This is a genomic window from Microcoleus sp. S36a_B3 (assembly GCF_036700745.1).
GTDB lineage: Bacteria > Cyanobacteriota > Cyanobacteriia > Cyanobacteriales > Microcoleaceae > Microcoleus.
Genome location: NZ_JAUBPN010000025.1, coordinates 1 through 15290 on the forward strand (window position 1 = coordinate 1; position 15290 = coordinate 15290).

10 protein-coding genes are annotated in these 15290 nt (G+C 47.6%); 2 read left to right on the forward strand and 8 right to left on the reverse strand.

Going from position 1 to position 15290, the window contains the following annotated elements:
• Positions 1 to 389: 389 nt before the first annotated feature.
• The 8 genes from QUA01_RS21745 to grpE all read right to left on the reverse strand — a co-directional run bounded on the left by QUA01_RS21745 (position 390) and on the right by grpE (position 9926).
• Complete coding sequence (locus QUA01_RS21745) at positions 390 to 587, reverse strand: NblA/ycf18 family protein (protein WP_006635253.1); 198 nt, start codon at positions 585 to 587, stop codon at positions 390 to 392.
• A 920-nt stretch (positions 588 to 1507) separates the two neighbouring features.
• Positions 1508 to 2233, reverse strand: a complete 726-nt coding sequence (locus QUA01_RS21750) for an ExbD/TolR family protein (protein ID WP_333092714.1) — start codon at positions 2231 to 2233, stop codon at positions 1508 to 1510.
• Between the two features lie 15 nt (positions 2234 to 2248).
• Entirely contained in the window at positions 2249 to 3034 is a 786-nt protein-coding gene (locus tag QUA01_RS21755) for a MotA/TolQ/ExbB proton channel family protein (protein WP_333092713.1), read from the reverse strand.
• A gap of 387 nt (positions 3035 to 3421) precedes the next feature.
• On the reverse strand, positions 3422 to 4672 hold the full coding sequence (gene rsgA, locus QUA01_RS21760; protein WP_333092712.1) for a ribosome small subunit-dependent GTPase A: 1251 nt from the start codon (positions 4670 to 4672) through the stop codon (positions 3422 to 3424).
• The gene (locus QUA01_RS21765; protein ID WP_194009429.1) at positions 4669 to 4959 is read right to left on the reverse strand and encodes a sulfurtransferase TusA family protein; all 291 of its coding nucleotides are present in this window, start codon (positions 4957 to 4959) and stop codon (positions 4669 to 4671) included. Before QUA01_RS21765 ends, rsgA begins: the two co-directional genes overlap by 4 nt.
• A 267-nt stretch (positions 4960 to 5226) precedes the next feature.
• Positions 5227 to 6354 carry a molecular chaperone DnaJ gene (gene dnaJ, locus QUA01_RS21770; protein ID WP_333092711.1) on the reverse strand — a complete coding sequence of 376 codons (1128 nt, stop codon included), beginning with the start codon at positions 6352 to 6354 and terminating at the stop codon, positions 5227 to 5229.
• A gap of 139 nt (positions 6355 to 6493) precedes the next feature.
• Complete coding sequence (gene dnaK, locus QUA01_RS21775; RefSeq protein WP_333092710.1) at positions 6494 to 8623, reverse strand: molecular chaperone DnaK; 2130 nt, start codon at positions 8621 to 8623, stop codon at positions 6494 to 6496.
• A 511-nt stretch (positions 8624 to 9134) separates the two neighbouring features.
• The gene (gene grpE / locus QUA01_RS21780; RefSeq protein WP_333092709.1) at positions 9135 to 9926 is read right to left on the reverse strand and encodes a nucleotide exchange factor GrpE; all 792 of its coding nucleotides are present in this window, start codon (positions 9924 to 9926) and stop codon (positions 9135 to 9137) included.
• A 1930-nt stretch (positions 9927 to 11856) separates the two neighbouring features.
• On the opposite strand from grpE, the gene QUA01_RS21785 reads away from it, so the two are divergent.
• Complete coding sequence (locus QUA01_RS21785; protein WP_333092708.1) at positions 11857 to 13866, forward strand: GspE/PulE family protein; 2010 nt, start codon at positions 11857 to 11859, stop codon at positions 13864 to 13866.
• Between the two features lie 217 nt (positions 13867 to 14083).
• Complete coding sequence (locus QUA01_RS21790; RefSeq protein ID WP_333092707.1) at positions 14084 to 15181, forward strand: type IV pilus twitching motility protein PilT; 1098 nt, start codon at positions 14084 to 14086, stop codon at positions 15179 to 15181.
• The last annotated feature ends 109 nt before the right edge of the window (positions 15182 to 15290 follow it).

The window sequence follows — 15290 nt, forward strand, 5'->3', positions numbered from 1 at the left end:
TTGCACTAAACTCTCGATCGCGCGATCGTATAACCGCGCCGTGTAACCTTTCTGCACTTATCCAGCAAGCCCTAATTGGTTAAATTTTTGAAGGGGTTAAAACATTAACGCTGGATTATTAACCATCAACTTTTCTAGTCCAAACGCAATCAATTATTTTTGCGCGATCGTGTAATGTCGATCGATAGATTGCTCGGATCGACTCCCCAAATTGATGGGAATCAAAAAATAAACAGTGAAATTTTCCCGATCGACCTTGAGTCTGTGCAGATACTTTCTGCATAGGCCCGGTTTCTACATTCTGCTCAAAGAGTGACGCCCCATCACCCCCAACTCCTTTCCATCTGAGGGAACAGAGTAAGAGACGGAGGTCGCCTACTGCGACTGTGCTACTCAACACCAGGGTTAGGTTCTAAACCCCAATGGTGTTTGAGAAAATGACGGTACATAGTTTCCCGCAACATCATTTGCTCGTAAAGCTTGACCAAAAACTCCTGAGCTTGTTCGCGACTCATGTCACTTACCTGTGTTTTGAAGGAACACAGGCTAAATTGTTGTTCCAAAGACAATTCTGCTGGCTGGCTCATGGTGAAAGACTCCTCTGTAAGTAAAGGTGACTTGAAAGTAAAAACCTGGATCGACCCAATTTGTAACTTTTTCAGCGATCGACCGTTGGTTTCAGGATGCCCTCCGGGCTCATCTCATTTTAGTATATATTACAAAAGGTAACAATTGTTTGACAAAATTACCCTCTATCCCAAGAAATAACTTAGCAATAGAGAACGCGAAATGCCTGCAAAAGTTCCTTCTGCAGGCATATATAGCCTTTCTGTGCTCTGGTATGAGGTACTATCCGGGATAGGGCATAGGGCATAGGGCATAGGGCATAGGGCATAGGGCATAGGGCTATCCTCACTTTTGTGAGAACCGCTATATAACTCTATCTACTTACAAAGAGAAAAAAGGCTCAGTACGAACCAAAATAATTGAAGCGCTTTATACCAAATCGGGCGAAGCTTCTGTCCGGGAGAGTTTGGGAGAGGGGGAGAGGGGGAGATTGGGAGAGGGGGAGATTGGGAGAGGGGGAGATTGGGAGAATTTCTATTTATAGCCTTTCTCAAAAAGGCGAGGAGTTGAGATTTTAGATTTTAGATACTTCGGCTTGCTTCGGCTACGCCAGCGGACAAGTCGCGAGCATACAAGTTTTAGACTTGAGATTGGGGAATTGGGAGATTGAGGAATTGAGGGATTGAGGGATTGAGGGATCAATACCTCATCGAGAGTGAGAACTGCTATATCTCTTTTTTCTTCTTCGTTCTTTTTGCCCGATCGCGAAGCCGTTATAGCCCTCTTCCTTCTTCTTTCTTCCTCTTCCTGATGACCAATGACTAATGACTAGCCTTCGACTTCGCGAGCAGCTAAAATGACCAATGACTAATGACCAATGACTAATGACCAATGACTAATGACTAATGACTAATGACCAATGACCAATAAGACTAAATGACTAATTCGAGGGCCCGACATTCTGCGGTGGAGTGGCGACTCCAGGCCTGGAATTGGGAGCAGTGGGTGCAGGCGAAACAGGAGGAATGCCCAGATTTGCGCCAGAGTCGCTAGGCTGCTGTGGAGCTGGCAGAGGGGATTGAAACTGATTGGGATTGAACTGCTGCTGCCCCGGAGCTGGCAGAGGGGATTGAAACTGATTGGGATTGAACTGCTGCTGCCCCGGAGCCACAGGAGACGGCAGCGGTTGACCGATATTGCCCGAAGGTGCCGCAGGAATGCCAGAATTGGGAAACGACGGATTTGGCTGCGGGGAAGCAGCCGAACTAGGAAGAGTTGCCAGGGCAACTCGATCGCCCCCTACCTCTCGCAATTTGTCTAAAACCTCTACGACTTTGGCATATCTAGCATTTTGAGGGGCGTACAAAACCGTCAATCCCGTAGGATTTGTGGTGTGGAAACTCTTTAAAACTCGATCGAGCTGTTGGTAATTAACAGGCAATTGGTCTATATAAGTTTGCCCCAAATCGTCAATGCTGACAATCAGCATCTCTCGCATCTGCGTTTGTCCCGTCTTCGCCTTCGGCAAATCGACATTAATCGCTTGCTGGCGAGTCAGTTGCAAAGCCGCCAGCAGAAAAAACGTCAGAATGCAAAATATCACATCAATTAAAGGCACCAGTTCAATCCGAGCCTCTTCAGCAGGAGTATCTAAGTTAATCTTCATTAGTTCTCCATCGTTCTAATTATTAGAAGTAGAATCAACATCCGGATCGGAACCTTTTAATTTAGGCTCCCGGTTCCGTTCTCCCGATTCTTGAGAATTGAGAGAACGCCTGTTCAAACCATCCGAACCAAAAGAAGAATTACTGTATTCCCCACCGGGCGATCGACCTTTAGCATTAGCCACCGGCCAGTATTGCCTGTAAAGCAATTCCAGTTCATTTCCGGCTCGGCGAAATATTTTTGCCTGGTTGAACAAAAAAGCTTGAAATATCCGATAAAACACCAAGGTAAAAATTGCTACTACCATCCCAGAAGCAGTAGTGATCAGCGCCTCGCCAATCCCCAAAGTGACACCACTCGTGGCCGCCGTACCGATGTCGCCCAGACGGATGGAACTGAGCGAGTTAATCAAGCCCAAAACTGTTCCGAGCAAGCCCAGCAAAGGAGCTATAGCGATCGTAGCTTCTAAAATTTTGTCGCCGCGGCGCATCGAAGCCAACTCTTCATCCGCCGCGGCTTCGAGTGCGAGTCGAAATAAGTCGGGTTCAGGATTGTACAGGCGCAGGGGTGCAGATAGAAAGCGCCCGATCGGCTGTCGGTTAGCTTGTCTGGCCATCTCGTTAGCCGCCCCCCAATCGCTGCGGGCCGCTTCAAGAATGCGGTTAACTATCTGCTTTTCTTTGCTCAGGAGGCTCGCCCAGAACCACAAACGTTCGATAATTGTACTCAAAGATAAAATCGATAACACCAACAGGGGCCACATGGCGGGGCCGCCTTTTTGAAAAAGTTCTTGAATAGTCACAATCTTGTTGCTCCTGCAGTACCCGCTAATTTTTGCTTCTGTTCTAATTTTTTTAACAAATTCTCGGCCATTTAATTTTAGCTATTAATGTACTCAGGGACTTACCCTCTCGCGATTAAAGAAACCGAGTCTTGCTAGCGAGGTGTTGGGCCACAAAGAATTATCTTATCTCGTGTCCGGTCGATTGACCCATCTCGCAATTGGTTCGTAGTGCGGACTTTAGTCAGCTCCAAGTTGCGGATTAAAGTCCGCACTACGGACGATGTTGGTTGATGTTGGTTATGGTAGTCGATCGCCCGCGATCTTGCTCTATCAAATCGGGTTGCTGGGTAAGTCTTGGTACTATTTGGGGCTTTTTTAGCAGGCGATGAGAGAGCCGCTACCTCCTCAGAATTCCTCTAAATCTTCTTGACACATCTCTTGCAGCGACTGGTGTTGCAGGCGGCGCGAAGAGCGGCGATATCTTTTAGTTAGCAGTTTCGGTTCGTACTGCTGCGTACCATCCGACTTGGTTTGCTGCTTCAAACTCGATTCGGCGCTGCTGGAGTTTTGCAAAGCTTGTTGGCGGACGATCGCCTCTTCCAGAAAACTCAAGTAATACTGGTAGCGTTCCCAAGATCCCCGCACCACACAGTTAGGCTCGTCTCGGTGCGAACAGTCGCTAAACTGACAGCTACCCACAGCCAGCCTCTGACGCGCTTCTGGGAAATATTCAGCTAACTCCGACGGATCGCATTCTAGAGCCGGCTGATTAAAGCCCGGAGTATCCGCCAACAGTCCGCCACCAGGGAGTTCAAATAGTTCGACGTGGCGAGTCGTGTGGCGTCCGCGGCCGAGTTTGCCAGAAACAGCGTTCACTCGCAGGTTAAGCGCCGGAATTAGTTGGTTGATCAAGCTGGACTTGCCCACTCCAGAAGGGCCGCAAATTATCGTTATTTTGTCTGAGGTGCGGCTCTCAAGCAAATTCGGCAACGGATTTTGTACGGAACTTAACGCATTTAACGGATCAATAGAATTTACCTGTAGGGAGTTATCCTCAAAAGGCAACCTACAACTATCTATATTGTCCGATAAAGGCTGAAAAACTATTTGTTTGACATAAATTGTATTTTGTAAATTAGCCACAGCTTCCTGGACTCCTAATCCGCTGCGAACACTAATAAACATGGGTTCGTAGCCCCAGCTGGAAAGCCGATCGCGCCACTGTTCCAACTCTTGGGGCGAAATTAAATCGCATTTGTTCAAACACAAATTCACCTCTAAACCTGTAGATTCTGCCTTGACTAAAAACCGAGTTAATGATGCGGGGTCTAAATTCGGTTCGGCGAGGGCAAAAACTAGGAGAATGCGATCGGCATTAGCTACAGGCGGGCGGTTGAGTTCTGTTTGGCGCGGGAAGACTTCAGAAATTGCACCCCGGCGGTCAGTCCAGTCGGGTTCGTCTACCACCACGCGATCGCCCACCATCACCTGTTGATTAATTTTTTTCAGTCGAGTGCGGCGAGTACACAGCAGAATTGGAGCATCCGCCAGGGCTATATTTTCGTGAATCCCAGCGGCTGGATCTAACCTGACTCGGTAAAAGTTAGCCTGAACAGCCACTACAGTACCGACGATCGAGGAGGAATTCAGAATCATCCTGCTTCCTGGTTTTCTGGGCGTTGCACCTTCATCGCAAAAAAGCCCGCATCTGGCTCATCCGCGACAAACTGCGTTTCTAGAATTTGGTAGCCTTCCATTTTCAGACTGTCGGGCACTTGTTCGATCGGCTCCCCAGCATCCAGCCACACCTCCAAAACAGCACCCGGAGCCATTTGCTCCAAGCGCAGTTTAGTGCGGACAAAGTTCAAAGGACACGGAGTCCCCCGCAGATCGATTTTGGCATCTGGGGATTTGGGATTTTCAATTTTCGAGGTTGAATTCATCATGTGTTTTCTATTTTCAAATTTCCCATCTCAAATCCTGAAACCCTTAGTTTTTCGTGAAGCAATTGTCTGCCATTATTCTTCTCGGAGAAAATGAGATTAATTGGACACAAATTTTTGAGAGAGAATTAAACCAATTGTCGGCGAATTATTCTTCTTGGGCAAATTGTGTCCAATTGGATACAATTTTTTGAGAGAGAATTTTAAAAATTGCCACGGAATCATCAAAAAAGAAAATTTGACACCCATTGGGTGTCAAATATTTGCTTATTTCTGAAACAAATTGCCTAGAAATCCTTCCAAGCCACCTTTACCAGTACGATCGCCCTTCAGCTTAGCAAGCTGCATCAACAACTCGCGCTCCTCAGCCGTCACCTTAGTCGGAATATCAATAGACACCGCAATCAAATGGTCGCCGCGACTGACAGGATTTCCCAACTTCGGCACCCCTTTTTTCTCCAGAGTCAGAACAGTACCAGGCTGAGTTCCCGTAGGAATCAACAATTCCGTCGGCCCATCTACAGTTTCCACTTCCAAGCGACAGCCTAAAATTGCTTGCAAGTAACTAATTTTCACTTCCGAATTAACATTAATGCCTTCCCGCTTAAATAGCGGGTCTTCATTCACCGCCAAGAACACGTAAAGATCCCCCGGCGGCCCGCCCAGTTTTCCCGCATCCCCTTCATTGGAGACACGCAAGCGAGTACCGTTGTCAACCCCAGGGGGAATAGTGATTTTCAGCTTTTTCATCACTTCTTTCTGGCCCCGACCGCCACAAGTTTCGCACTTGTCTTCAATCACTTGCCCGGTGCCGTTGCAACTGGGGCAAACTGAAACTTGAGTAAAGCTACCGAAAGGAGTGCGAGTAGCGCGGCGGACTTGCCCGCTACCGCTACAAGTCGAACAGGTTTGAGGTCTGGTTCCCGGTTTTGCACCAGTCCCGGTGCAAGTTTCGCAGGTTTCTAGGTGTTTGATGCGGAGTTCTTTGTCCCCACCAAACACTGCTTCGCGGAAATCCAGCCGCAAATCCAGTCGCAAATCGTCGCCGCGCACCGGGCCGCTGCGTCTGCGACCTTGTTGTTGGCCGCCCGCACCCGTGGAAAACCCCTGGAAGAAGCTTTCAAAGATGTCAGCAAAGCTGTCGCCGAAGTCTTGGAACCCAGGTGCGCCTGCACCGGTCACGCCTGCTTCGCCGAAACGGTCGAAACGGGCGCGGGTTTCCGGTTCCGAGAGTACCTCGTAAGCGCGGTTAATTTCTTTGAACCGCTCTTCGGCGCCAGATTCTTTGTTGACATCTGGATGGAACTTGCGAGCTAGGCGGCGGTAAGCACGCTTAATTTCTTCTTTGTCTGCGCTGCGAGAAACGCCTAATATTTCATAGTAATCACCGGCCATAAAGCTGCTTGCCTGGAGGTAAATAACAAAAAGTGTACGAAAAAAAAACGGGCAACCTTTCCTGAAATTACCAATTAAAAGTTAAAAATCAAGAATTAACAATGAGAATTTTTAACTTTTAATTTTTAGCTTTTCATCTCTAAAGGAAAGGATTCATCTCATCAACTTCAGGTTCTGGAACCTGTGTTGTTGGTTCTGACTTTGGTTCCGGCTGTCGTTCCGGTTGTCGCTTTGACTTTGGTTCCGGCTGTCGTTCCGGTTGTCGCTTTGACTTTGGTTCCGGCTGTCGTTCCGGTTGTCGTTCCGGTTTGGGTTCCGGTGGCGGTGGAGCTTCCGGCGGAGCTTGGAGCGCCACCAGCAGATCCGGGGTCAGCGAAATGCTGTCGTCGGTAGCTGCAACCTCTATTGGTTGTGAAATCGTCTCGCTTTCAACCTTTACTCCTGACGGGGCTGCGCTGCGAGCTTGCTCGTAGACTGCTGTCCCGAGCGAGTATAGCAGTTGCTTGAAAGCTTCGATTTGCTCGGCTAGTTGCTCGGTTGTGATGTCGGGGTTAGCCATCCCGGCCTTCAAAGTTGTTGCTGCTGTTTCGGCTGCGACTTTGAGGTCGTCGCCGAGCAATTGCGCGTTGGTTTTTAAAGTGACACCACAATTATAGACCAGCGTGTCAGCTTGATTTTTGAGTTCGGCGAGTTGAACGCGCTTGATGTCCTCCTCAGCGTAGAGTTCGGCTTCTTGGCGCATCCGCTCGACTTCGGTTTCGCTCAATCCTCCTGTATTGGAGATTTGGATGCTTTGTTCTTTTCCGGTTCCCTTGTCTTCTGCGGCCACTTTGAGAATGCCGTTGGCATCGATTTCAAAGGTAACTTCGATTTGAGGTACGCCACGGGGGGCTGCGGGAATGCCTTTGAGCAGGAATTTGCCTAGACTTTTATTGTCTTTAACCAATGCGCGTTCGCCTTGGAGTACGTGAATTTCTACCGAAGTTTGCCCGTCCGCCGCCGTGCTGTACATTTGCGATCGACTGGTGGGGATAGTTGTATTGCGCTCGATTACTTTGGTGAACACCCCGCCGAGGGTTTCGAGTCCCAGGGAGAGGGGTGTCACGTCTAGCAGCAGCAAATCTTTGACTTCGCCGCCCAACACTCCGGCTTGAATTGCCGCGCCTACAGCTACAGCTTCGTCGGGATTCACGGATCTATCAGGAGAAGCGCCACCAAAATACTTGCTAATTGCTTCTTGAACTGCCGGAATTCGGGTTGAGCCTCCGACTAAAATAATCCTGTCTATATCTTTGGGGGTCAGACTTGCGTCTTTGAGGGCTTGAGTCACCGGCTCGATCGTCGCTTGTACCAAATGACCCACCAGTTTTTCAAACTGAGATTTAGAAAGATCCATTTCTAAATGTTTCGGCCCTTTTTCATCAGAGGAGATGAAGGGTAAATTAATGGAGGTGGATTGCGAGAGAGAGAGTTCAATTTTCGCTTTTTCTGCAGCTTCTCTGAGGCGCTGTAAGGCCATTTTGTCTTTTGAGAGGTCGCTGCCTTCTTGAGTGCGGAAAGTTTCTACCAGCCACTGAACTATGCAGTCATCAAAGTCATCTCCGCCGAGATGGTTGTTACCTGCGGTGGCGTTGACTTCAAAAATTCCGTCTCCCAGTTGCAGGATCGAAACGTCGAAAGTACCGCCACCGAGGTCAAATACCAAGATTTTTTGTTCGATATTTTGCTTGTCGAGTCCGTAGGAAAGGGCGGCCGCCGTCGGTTCGTTGACGATCCGCAGGACTTCTAAACCCGCGATCGTACCGGCGTCTTTAGTAGCTTGCCGCTGAGCGTCTGTGAAGTAAGCTGGCACTGTAATCACGGCTTTGGTAACAGGTTGTCCCAAATAAGCTTCAGCATCTTGCTTCAGCTTTTGAAGTACCATTGCAGAGATTTCTTGGGGGGTGTGAACCTTGTTCCGAATTTGGACGTTAACGGTGTCGTCTTTGCCTTTGATGCAGGTATAGGGAGTGCGGGCTCTTTCTTCTTCCGTGTCGTCCCACCTGCGTCCGATAAATCGTTTGATGCTGTACACAGTATTTACAGCATTTGTTACAGCTTGCCGTTTGGCTAGTTGACCGACCAGGCGATCGCCCCCTTTACCAAATCCTACGATGCTCGGAGTTGTGCGGCCGCCCTCCGAATTGGCGATCACGACGGGTTTACCGCCCTCTAACACAGCTACGCAACTGTTAGTCGTGCCTAAGTCAATTCCAATAATTTTTACCATAGCGCCTCATAAAACTTTGTAGGATGTTTGCAAACGTCCAACTACAAGTTGGGGGATGAAAAACGACTCAGCTTGTTTTAACAAGCACCACCCGACCGGATTTGTAGGAAATAAACTTGATGTCCTAGGGCCAGATATAAAGACCGATCGATTTTATATTTTAGATTGAAGAATTGACTCCACAGATTCATGTGGGATCTCGCACAAAAGTCTAAAATTTGGGAATCGATGCTACACATACCTGTTCCCAGAAAAAATTCAAATATCGGCCTTGGTTCCAAATTTTTATGAGGTCAGTCATTCCCTATCACAAATCACCAATCGAAAATGGTATGAGTCGGGGGGAAGGTACCCGTTTTTGGACGGGTTCAAACATTTTTCCGAATTTGTTGAAAAAGCGCCAATCCGCTTTTAGTCCAGAGTTAAGAAGTTAGTGAGACTGCCACCTTCACGCCCCCGAATTCTCTTCGGGGGTTAGTGACTTCGAGGAATGCAGTAGGTTGTATCCCGATTAACTTTCCGAACTATCGGGATTTTCATCTGAGGCTACCACAGATATCCCAGGCGCTGCAACCTTTACTTTGGCGTGTCGCAAGACGCGATCGCCCAGAATGTAACCGCGTTCTAGTTCTTGGATAATTGTTCCTTCTTCGTGTTCGTCACTTGGCTCGCTCAGTAGAGCTTCGTGGAAGTTGGGGTCAAACTGTTCGCCTTCGGGGCGCATCGGAGAAACCCCGATTTGCTTGAGGCTATCTACCATATGCTTGTAAACGCTTTGGTAGCTTTTGTGAATGTTCATTTCACCGTCAGTTTGGGGCTTGATGTGCGATCGAGCGCGCTCGAAATTGTCGATTACCGGTAACATGGTTTTAATCGTGCCACATCTTGCCTGTAAATCTAACTCTTCTTTTTCCTTTTGGGTGCGCCTGCGGAAGTTTTCAAAATCTGCTGCTAGGCGGAGACTTTGATTTTTTAGCTCTTCTACTTGAGCGGATGCGGCTTGCACTTGAGTTTTCAAAGCCTCTTTTTCATCTCTCGCCTCGGCCAGTTCCCTCTTCCAAGACTCAGCCCCATCATTTACAGTCGGACTGTTGGTGGAACCGCCCGTGAGAGCATCCCCGGAGGCGTTTGGCTTCGAGTCAGCCTGAGCACTTTGATAAGCTCGAGCAAGTTCGAGTTCCCAATCGGCAGATTCGTTCGAGTTTGCTGGTGCTGGCGGAGTTTCGCTTGCCATTGGCGAACCCTCTGGGGTTTCCCCAGTTGAGCCAGGATCTAGATCTTGCTGTTTTTCCTCTTCAATCATAATAGCTGCGCGACAGAACCCTATCAATTCTAGCAGATACACTTAACCCGGTAAATCGAGAGAACTAGAATTTACTCTGTATGTGCCCTCTAATTTATAGGATATTTCGCGCCTTTGTCGAAACATCCGTCCAAGCTTTCAATAAAATCTTGAAAGTGTTGTTTATATCTCTACCGATCGCAGGAGCCAGTAACAAACCTTTTGTTAGAGCCTTGTTTGGGATTAATGCGATCGCATTTAAATCTTTTTTTAGAGTATCAGTGTCAGTCTAAATTTATACTATTCCTGGCAATTTCACCTCGCTAGCAGACCGAGTTTAGCCTGTCTCAGCGCCCTTCAAACTATTGATTGTGCAATGTGTCTCTCTGCTGCGATGAAAGTTGGCACAGCGCGAACTTGTATGTTTTAATAAGATTAGAAAATTTCTTAATAATAGCTTTTGCTATTACAGTTTATCGCTTTTTTGGGGAAAATATAGATTCAAAATTTGCTTAAAAATACAGTTAAATTAAGTCACTTAATCTAATTATTCTAGGCAAAATTTGAAGTAAGTTATTGGGTTGAAAAACAAAAAATATTTCTCCATTGGTAAAAAGCCTTCTTAAAAAAGTGCTATTCCCGCGATTGGATTATAATATCTGGTTTGCTGGTTATAATTCGAGTCTAATTATAAAATAAGAGTTGTAAAATATTAATGCTACGCCATCAATACTTGCAATTTGAGGTTGTCTAGAGAGTTTTGACAATATAATTAACCACTATTTTTATATAAAATAGTAGTTAATTCTCTTTAACGAATCAAATACATTGTTAGTCTTGATAAGATGATAAAAATTCAACAGGTTAGGATGAATTAATATAATAAAAGTTTTTTTTCAAAAGTTATGTTTTGCTATTGAGCGATTTCTGGGAATCCGTTACCTATCATAAAAATGCTGTAACTGCTGGTTCAAACTGTTTTGTGTTGCTGATATTTAAGCTTTTAAAATTTGAAATATTTGGAAATGAAAATCATAAAAATTATATCTTGATATCTAGATTAGCAATCTGTAAATACGAAGAATATCTAATTAGGTGATTGCCAGGATTTATGAATCATCAAGTTTGAGTGACAAAGGTGGGATATCAAGGTATAGCGTTTCTCTAAAAAGTGACGTACAGGTTAAGATTTTGGATACTTCGGTTTGCTTCGACTAGGCTGGCTCACAAATCACGAGCGTACCAGTTTTAGATTTGAGATACTTCGACTTGCTTCGGCTTCGCTGGCTCACAAATCGCTGGCTCACACATCGCGAGCGTACAAGTTTGAGATTTGAGATTTGAGATTGAGGGAGCGAAACCTCATCGAAAGTGAGAACTGCTATATAATTAAAGTAATATTTGGCGACCCAAAACTAGAGCTGCTCAAAGTAGGCGCGATCGGACTCCGATCGGGCGATCGCAGATAATTAATCAAAATATATCTCAAAAGATCGATCGACCCCTTAGTCAAAGCTATCATCATTAACAAGCACATAGCCGAGCTTGAACCTAGTACAGACGCACCGCGCCTGCGAGGGCCCGGTCATTTGACCAAACAATTTGCGAATATAAAACGATCGCACAAAAGCGACACACCCCAGGGCAAATCCCCAAGTGATGTGTCACGAGGCTATAACCAGAGTATCTCGCGGGTTCATCCGGTAACTAAACAAAGTCGGCACTCCACGAACAATATCTGATGGCAAGCATCGGCAACCCCCTCCAAACTCTCGTCAATTTGTAGACCAAAGTTAGAGCGGACTACGAGCTTACACTTGACATATACGGATTGAGCCATCAAATCACAATAGCTCATCCACAAGCAAAGCATACGAGGGTTAAAAGCCCGCGTTGGTTTTCCTCTCAGCACTCTTTGTGACTGAGTTTCCCACCTATTGAGTGTTTTTCTATGACTAACGCATCCCAGGGGCTTCGCTCCACATCGATAGTTGCTCTGAGCCCTTTTACTCCGGCTCTCAACAAGATGATTCAGTCGGGTTACGTCAACATCGACCAACTGAAGCAAGCTCAAATTGATAGCCGGAACTCGGGCAAACGGTTGACGGAGGTATTAGAAGCACTTACCGGGCAGCCATTGCCACCAGAATTGCTGCGGCTTTATAAAAAGCAGCAGATGTTTGAAAGGAAGATAGTCTACGGTGTTGAGGCATTTGACCCGGAGATGAGCGCCCTGTCTAACGAGCAACTCGGAGTTATGCTTGAGGGCTTGAAGATTTCGATCGATATTTGTCACCAAGGCCGATTTTTACCCGTAGCCAAAACGGAAACTGAGCCTCCGGCGGTTGTAGTGGCAATGGTCGATCCCGACAACCTCAACGCTCAAGAAGATTTGCGGCGGATTTTGAAGCCTCACGGCTTGAGTTTTCAGCGCTTGGTGATTACCCCAGACGACTATCAGGATATAACTTCCGCCTATCAAGACGACCAAGTTAAAGTAGCAGCCAAAATAGCAGAAGCCGAAAAGCAGAGAAAGCTCGAATTAGGGGAGGGAGATTTTGGCGAACTCTCGCTCGAAGAGGAGAGTGCGGATCAAGAAGACCTAGCTAACACCTTAGACGATGCTGAAGCAGCTCCGGTAATTAAAGCCGTGAATATCATTTTGGCTAAAGCTTTGTCGGAAAAGGTGTCTGACATCCACGTAGAACCTCAAGAAGAGTTCATGCGGATACGGATGCGGAAAGACGGGGTGCTGCAAGAGTATTTCCGGTTTCCCAAGCAGGTAGTCCAAGCGATTACGGCTCGTTTCAAGATTATTGCCAACCTAGACATTGCCGAACGCCGACAAGCTCAAGACGGCCGCATCCGCCGGGTGTTCGAGGGACGGACGGTGGATTTCCGGGTGAACAGCTTGCCTTCGCGGTACGGCGAAAAAATTGTGCTGCGGATTTTGGACAGTTCCAGCACTCAGTTGGGTTTGGGTTTGTTAATCTCCGACGAGGAAACTTTGGCTTTAGTCCGAGAGTCTGCTAGCCGTCCGTTCGGGCTAATTTTGGTGACGGGGCCGACGGGTTCGGGCAAGTCAACTACTCTGTACTCGATTCTGGCGGAACGGAACGATCCGGGGGTTAATATCAGTACGGCGGAAGACCCGATCGAATATGCTTTGCCCGGAATTACCCAATGTCAAGTAATTCGGGAAAAAGACTTGACTTTTTCCAACATTCTGCGGGCATTTTTGCGGCAAGACCCTGACGTGATGCTGGTCGGGGAAACGCGGGACAGGGAAACAGCAAAAACTGCTCTGGAAGCTGCTTTGACGGGACACTTGGTGCTGACGACGCTGCACACCAACGACGCAGCCGGGGCAGTCGCGCGCTTGGCCGAAATGGGCGTAGAACCGTTCATGGTTTCGGCCGCTCTGTTGGGCGTGTTGGCTCAGCGTCTGATGCGGCGCGTTTGCGACAAATGCTGCATTCCTTACCAGCCTACTGCCGCAGAACTCGGTAAGTACGGTCTGTCGGCTTCTCAAGAAATTGATCTGACTGTTTACAAAGCCAACACTGTACCCGTCGAAGAAAGGAAGGAACTGGCAGAACGCGAGCAACTTTGTCGCAAGTGTGGCGGCCTAGGTTACAAAGGACGGGTAGGGGTTTACGAGTACCTGAAAAATACTGAGCGGCTTCAAACTCTGATCACTCAAGGAGCTCCCACAGAGCAAATTAAGGAAGCAGCAGTAGAAGAAGGGATGAAAACGTTGTTGGCTTACAGCTTGCAGTTGGTGCGAGAAGGCGCGACTACCTTTGAAGAAGTCGAGCGGGTGACGTTTACTGACTCGGGTTTGGAGGCGGAAATGAAAGCTAAGCGCAAGCAGGGACTTACCTGCAAAACTTGTCGGGCAGAATTGAAGCCGGAGATGCTGGATTGTCCGTACTGCTTGACACCGCGCTTTTTGGATTGATTCAATAGTCAGTAGTCAATAGTCAGTAGTCATTAGTCATTAGTCAGTAGTCAGTAGTCATTAGTTAGTAGTCATTAGTTATTGGTAGTAACGGCCAACTGTCAACTGTCAACTGCCCACTGCCCACTGCCAACTGCCCACTGCCAACTGCTCACTGTCAACTGTTAACTGAGTTAAATTAGTCAATAACTATCAACTCGATCTAGGAGAGGTATCTATGGGTCTGATGATTGAAGACGTACTGGAGTCCCTGGTAGAACAAGGGGGTTCGGACATACACATCCAAGCGGGTGCGCCGATCTTCTTCCGAGTCAGCGGTAAACTAACTCCTCAAACGCAATACGGCGACATTCTGTCTGCTGAGGAAGTGCAAATCCTGATTTTCCAAATGCTCAACAATATGCAGCGCAAGCAGTTGGAAATGGAGTGGGAGCTCGACTGTGCTTACGGCGTGAGAGGATTGGCTCGGTTCCGGGTCAATGTCTACCGGGAGCGGGGTGCTTGGGCTGCTTGTATGCGGGCTCTGGCTTCCAAGATTCCTAACGCAGATGCTTTAGGCGTGCCCCAGATTTTGCGGGACATGACGGAAAGACCGAGGGGTATGTTGTTGGTGACGGGACAAACCGGTTCCGGGAAAACTACTACGATGGCTGCTTTGTTGGATCTGATCAACCGGACGCGGGCAGAGCATATTCTCACAGTTGAAGATCCGATCGAATACGTGTTTCCGAATATCAAGAGTTTGTTTCACCAGCGTCAAAAGGGCGAAGATACTAAGAGCTTTTCTAATGCGCTGAGAGCAGCCCTGCGGGAAGATCCTGATGTAATTCTGGTGGGGGAAATGCGGGACTTGGAAACGATCGGTCTGGCAATTTCGGCGGCAGAAACTGGTCACATGGTGATGGGAACGCTGCACACTAACTCTGCCGGTGCAACGGTCGATCGGATTTTGGACGTGTTTCCACCGATTCAACAGCCCCAGGTTCGCGCCCAGGTGTCTAACTCTTTAGTCGGAATTGCTAGCCAAAATTTGGTAGTGAAAATTGGGGGCGGCCGTTGCTGCGCTATGGAAATCATGGTGAATACTCCAGCTATGTCTAACTTGATCCGGGAGGGTAAAACTCCCATGATTTACTCCCAAATCCAAATGGGAGCGAAGTTGGGTATGAGGACGATGGAAATGGCCCTGGCTGAACTTTACAAAACCGGGAAAATCACTTGGGAATCGGCAATGGGCAAGGCTTCTAAGGCTGACGAACTCCAACGCTTGATTGGCCCGGCACCTGTTGGTGGCACCAAGGTAGGAGCTCATTAATTCCGTCAGCAGTCAGTTGTCATTAGTCATTAGTCAGTTTGCTGTTGGCGGTTGTTATTAATTATGGGTAACAACTAACAACTAACAACTAACAACTAACACCTGACAA

Excerpts from the sequence above, each read along its gene's own strand:
- dnaK (WP_333092710.1), bottom strand. The coding sequence starts at position 8,623 with ATGGTAAAAATTATTGGAATTGACTTAGGCACGACTAACAGTTGCGTA.
- QUA01_RS21750 (WP_333092714.1), bottom strand. The coding sequence starts at position 2,233 with ATGAAGATTAACTTAGATACTCCTGCTGAAGAGGCTCGGATTGAACTG.
- QUA01_RS21745 (WP_006635253.1), bottom strand. The coding sequence starts at position 587 with ATGAGCCAGCCAGCAGAATTGTCTTTGGAACAACAATTTAGCCTGTGT.
- QUA01_RS21790 (WP_333092707.1), top strand. The coding sequence starts at position 14,084 with ATGGGTCTGATGATTGAAGACGTACTGGAGTCCCTGGTAGAACAAGGG.
- grpE (WP_333092709.1), bottom strand. The coding sequence starts at position 9,926 with ATGATTGAAGAGGAAAAACAGCAAGATCTAGATCCTGGCTCAACTGGG.
- rsgA (WP_333092712.1), bottom strand. The coding sequence starts at position 4,672 with ATGATTCTGAATTCCTCCTCGATCGTCGGTACTGTAGTGGCTGTTCAG.
- QUA01_RS21785 (WP_333092708.1), top strand. The coding sequence starts at position 11,857 with ATGACTAACGCATCCCAGGGGCTTCGCTCCACATCGATAGTTGCTCTG.
- QUA01_RS21765 (WP_194009429.1), bottom strand. The coding sequence starts at position 4,959 with ATGAATTCAACCTCGAAAATTGAAAATCCCAAATCCCCAGATGCCAAA.
- dnaJ (WP_333092711.1), bottom strand. The coding sequence starts at position 6,354 with ATGGCCGGTGATTACTATGAAATATTAGGCGTTTCTCGCAGCGCAGAC.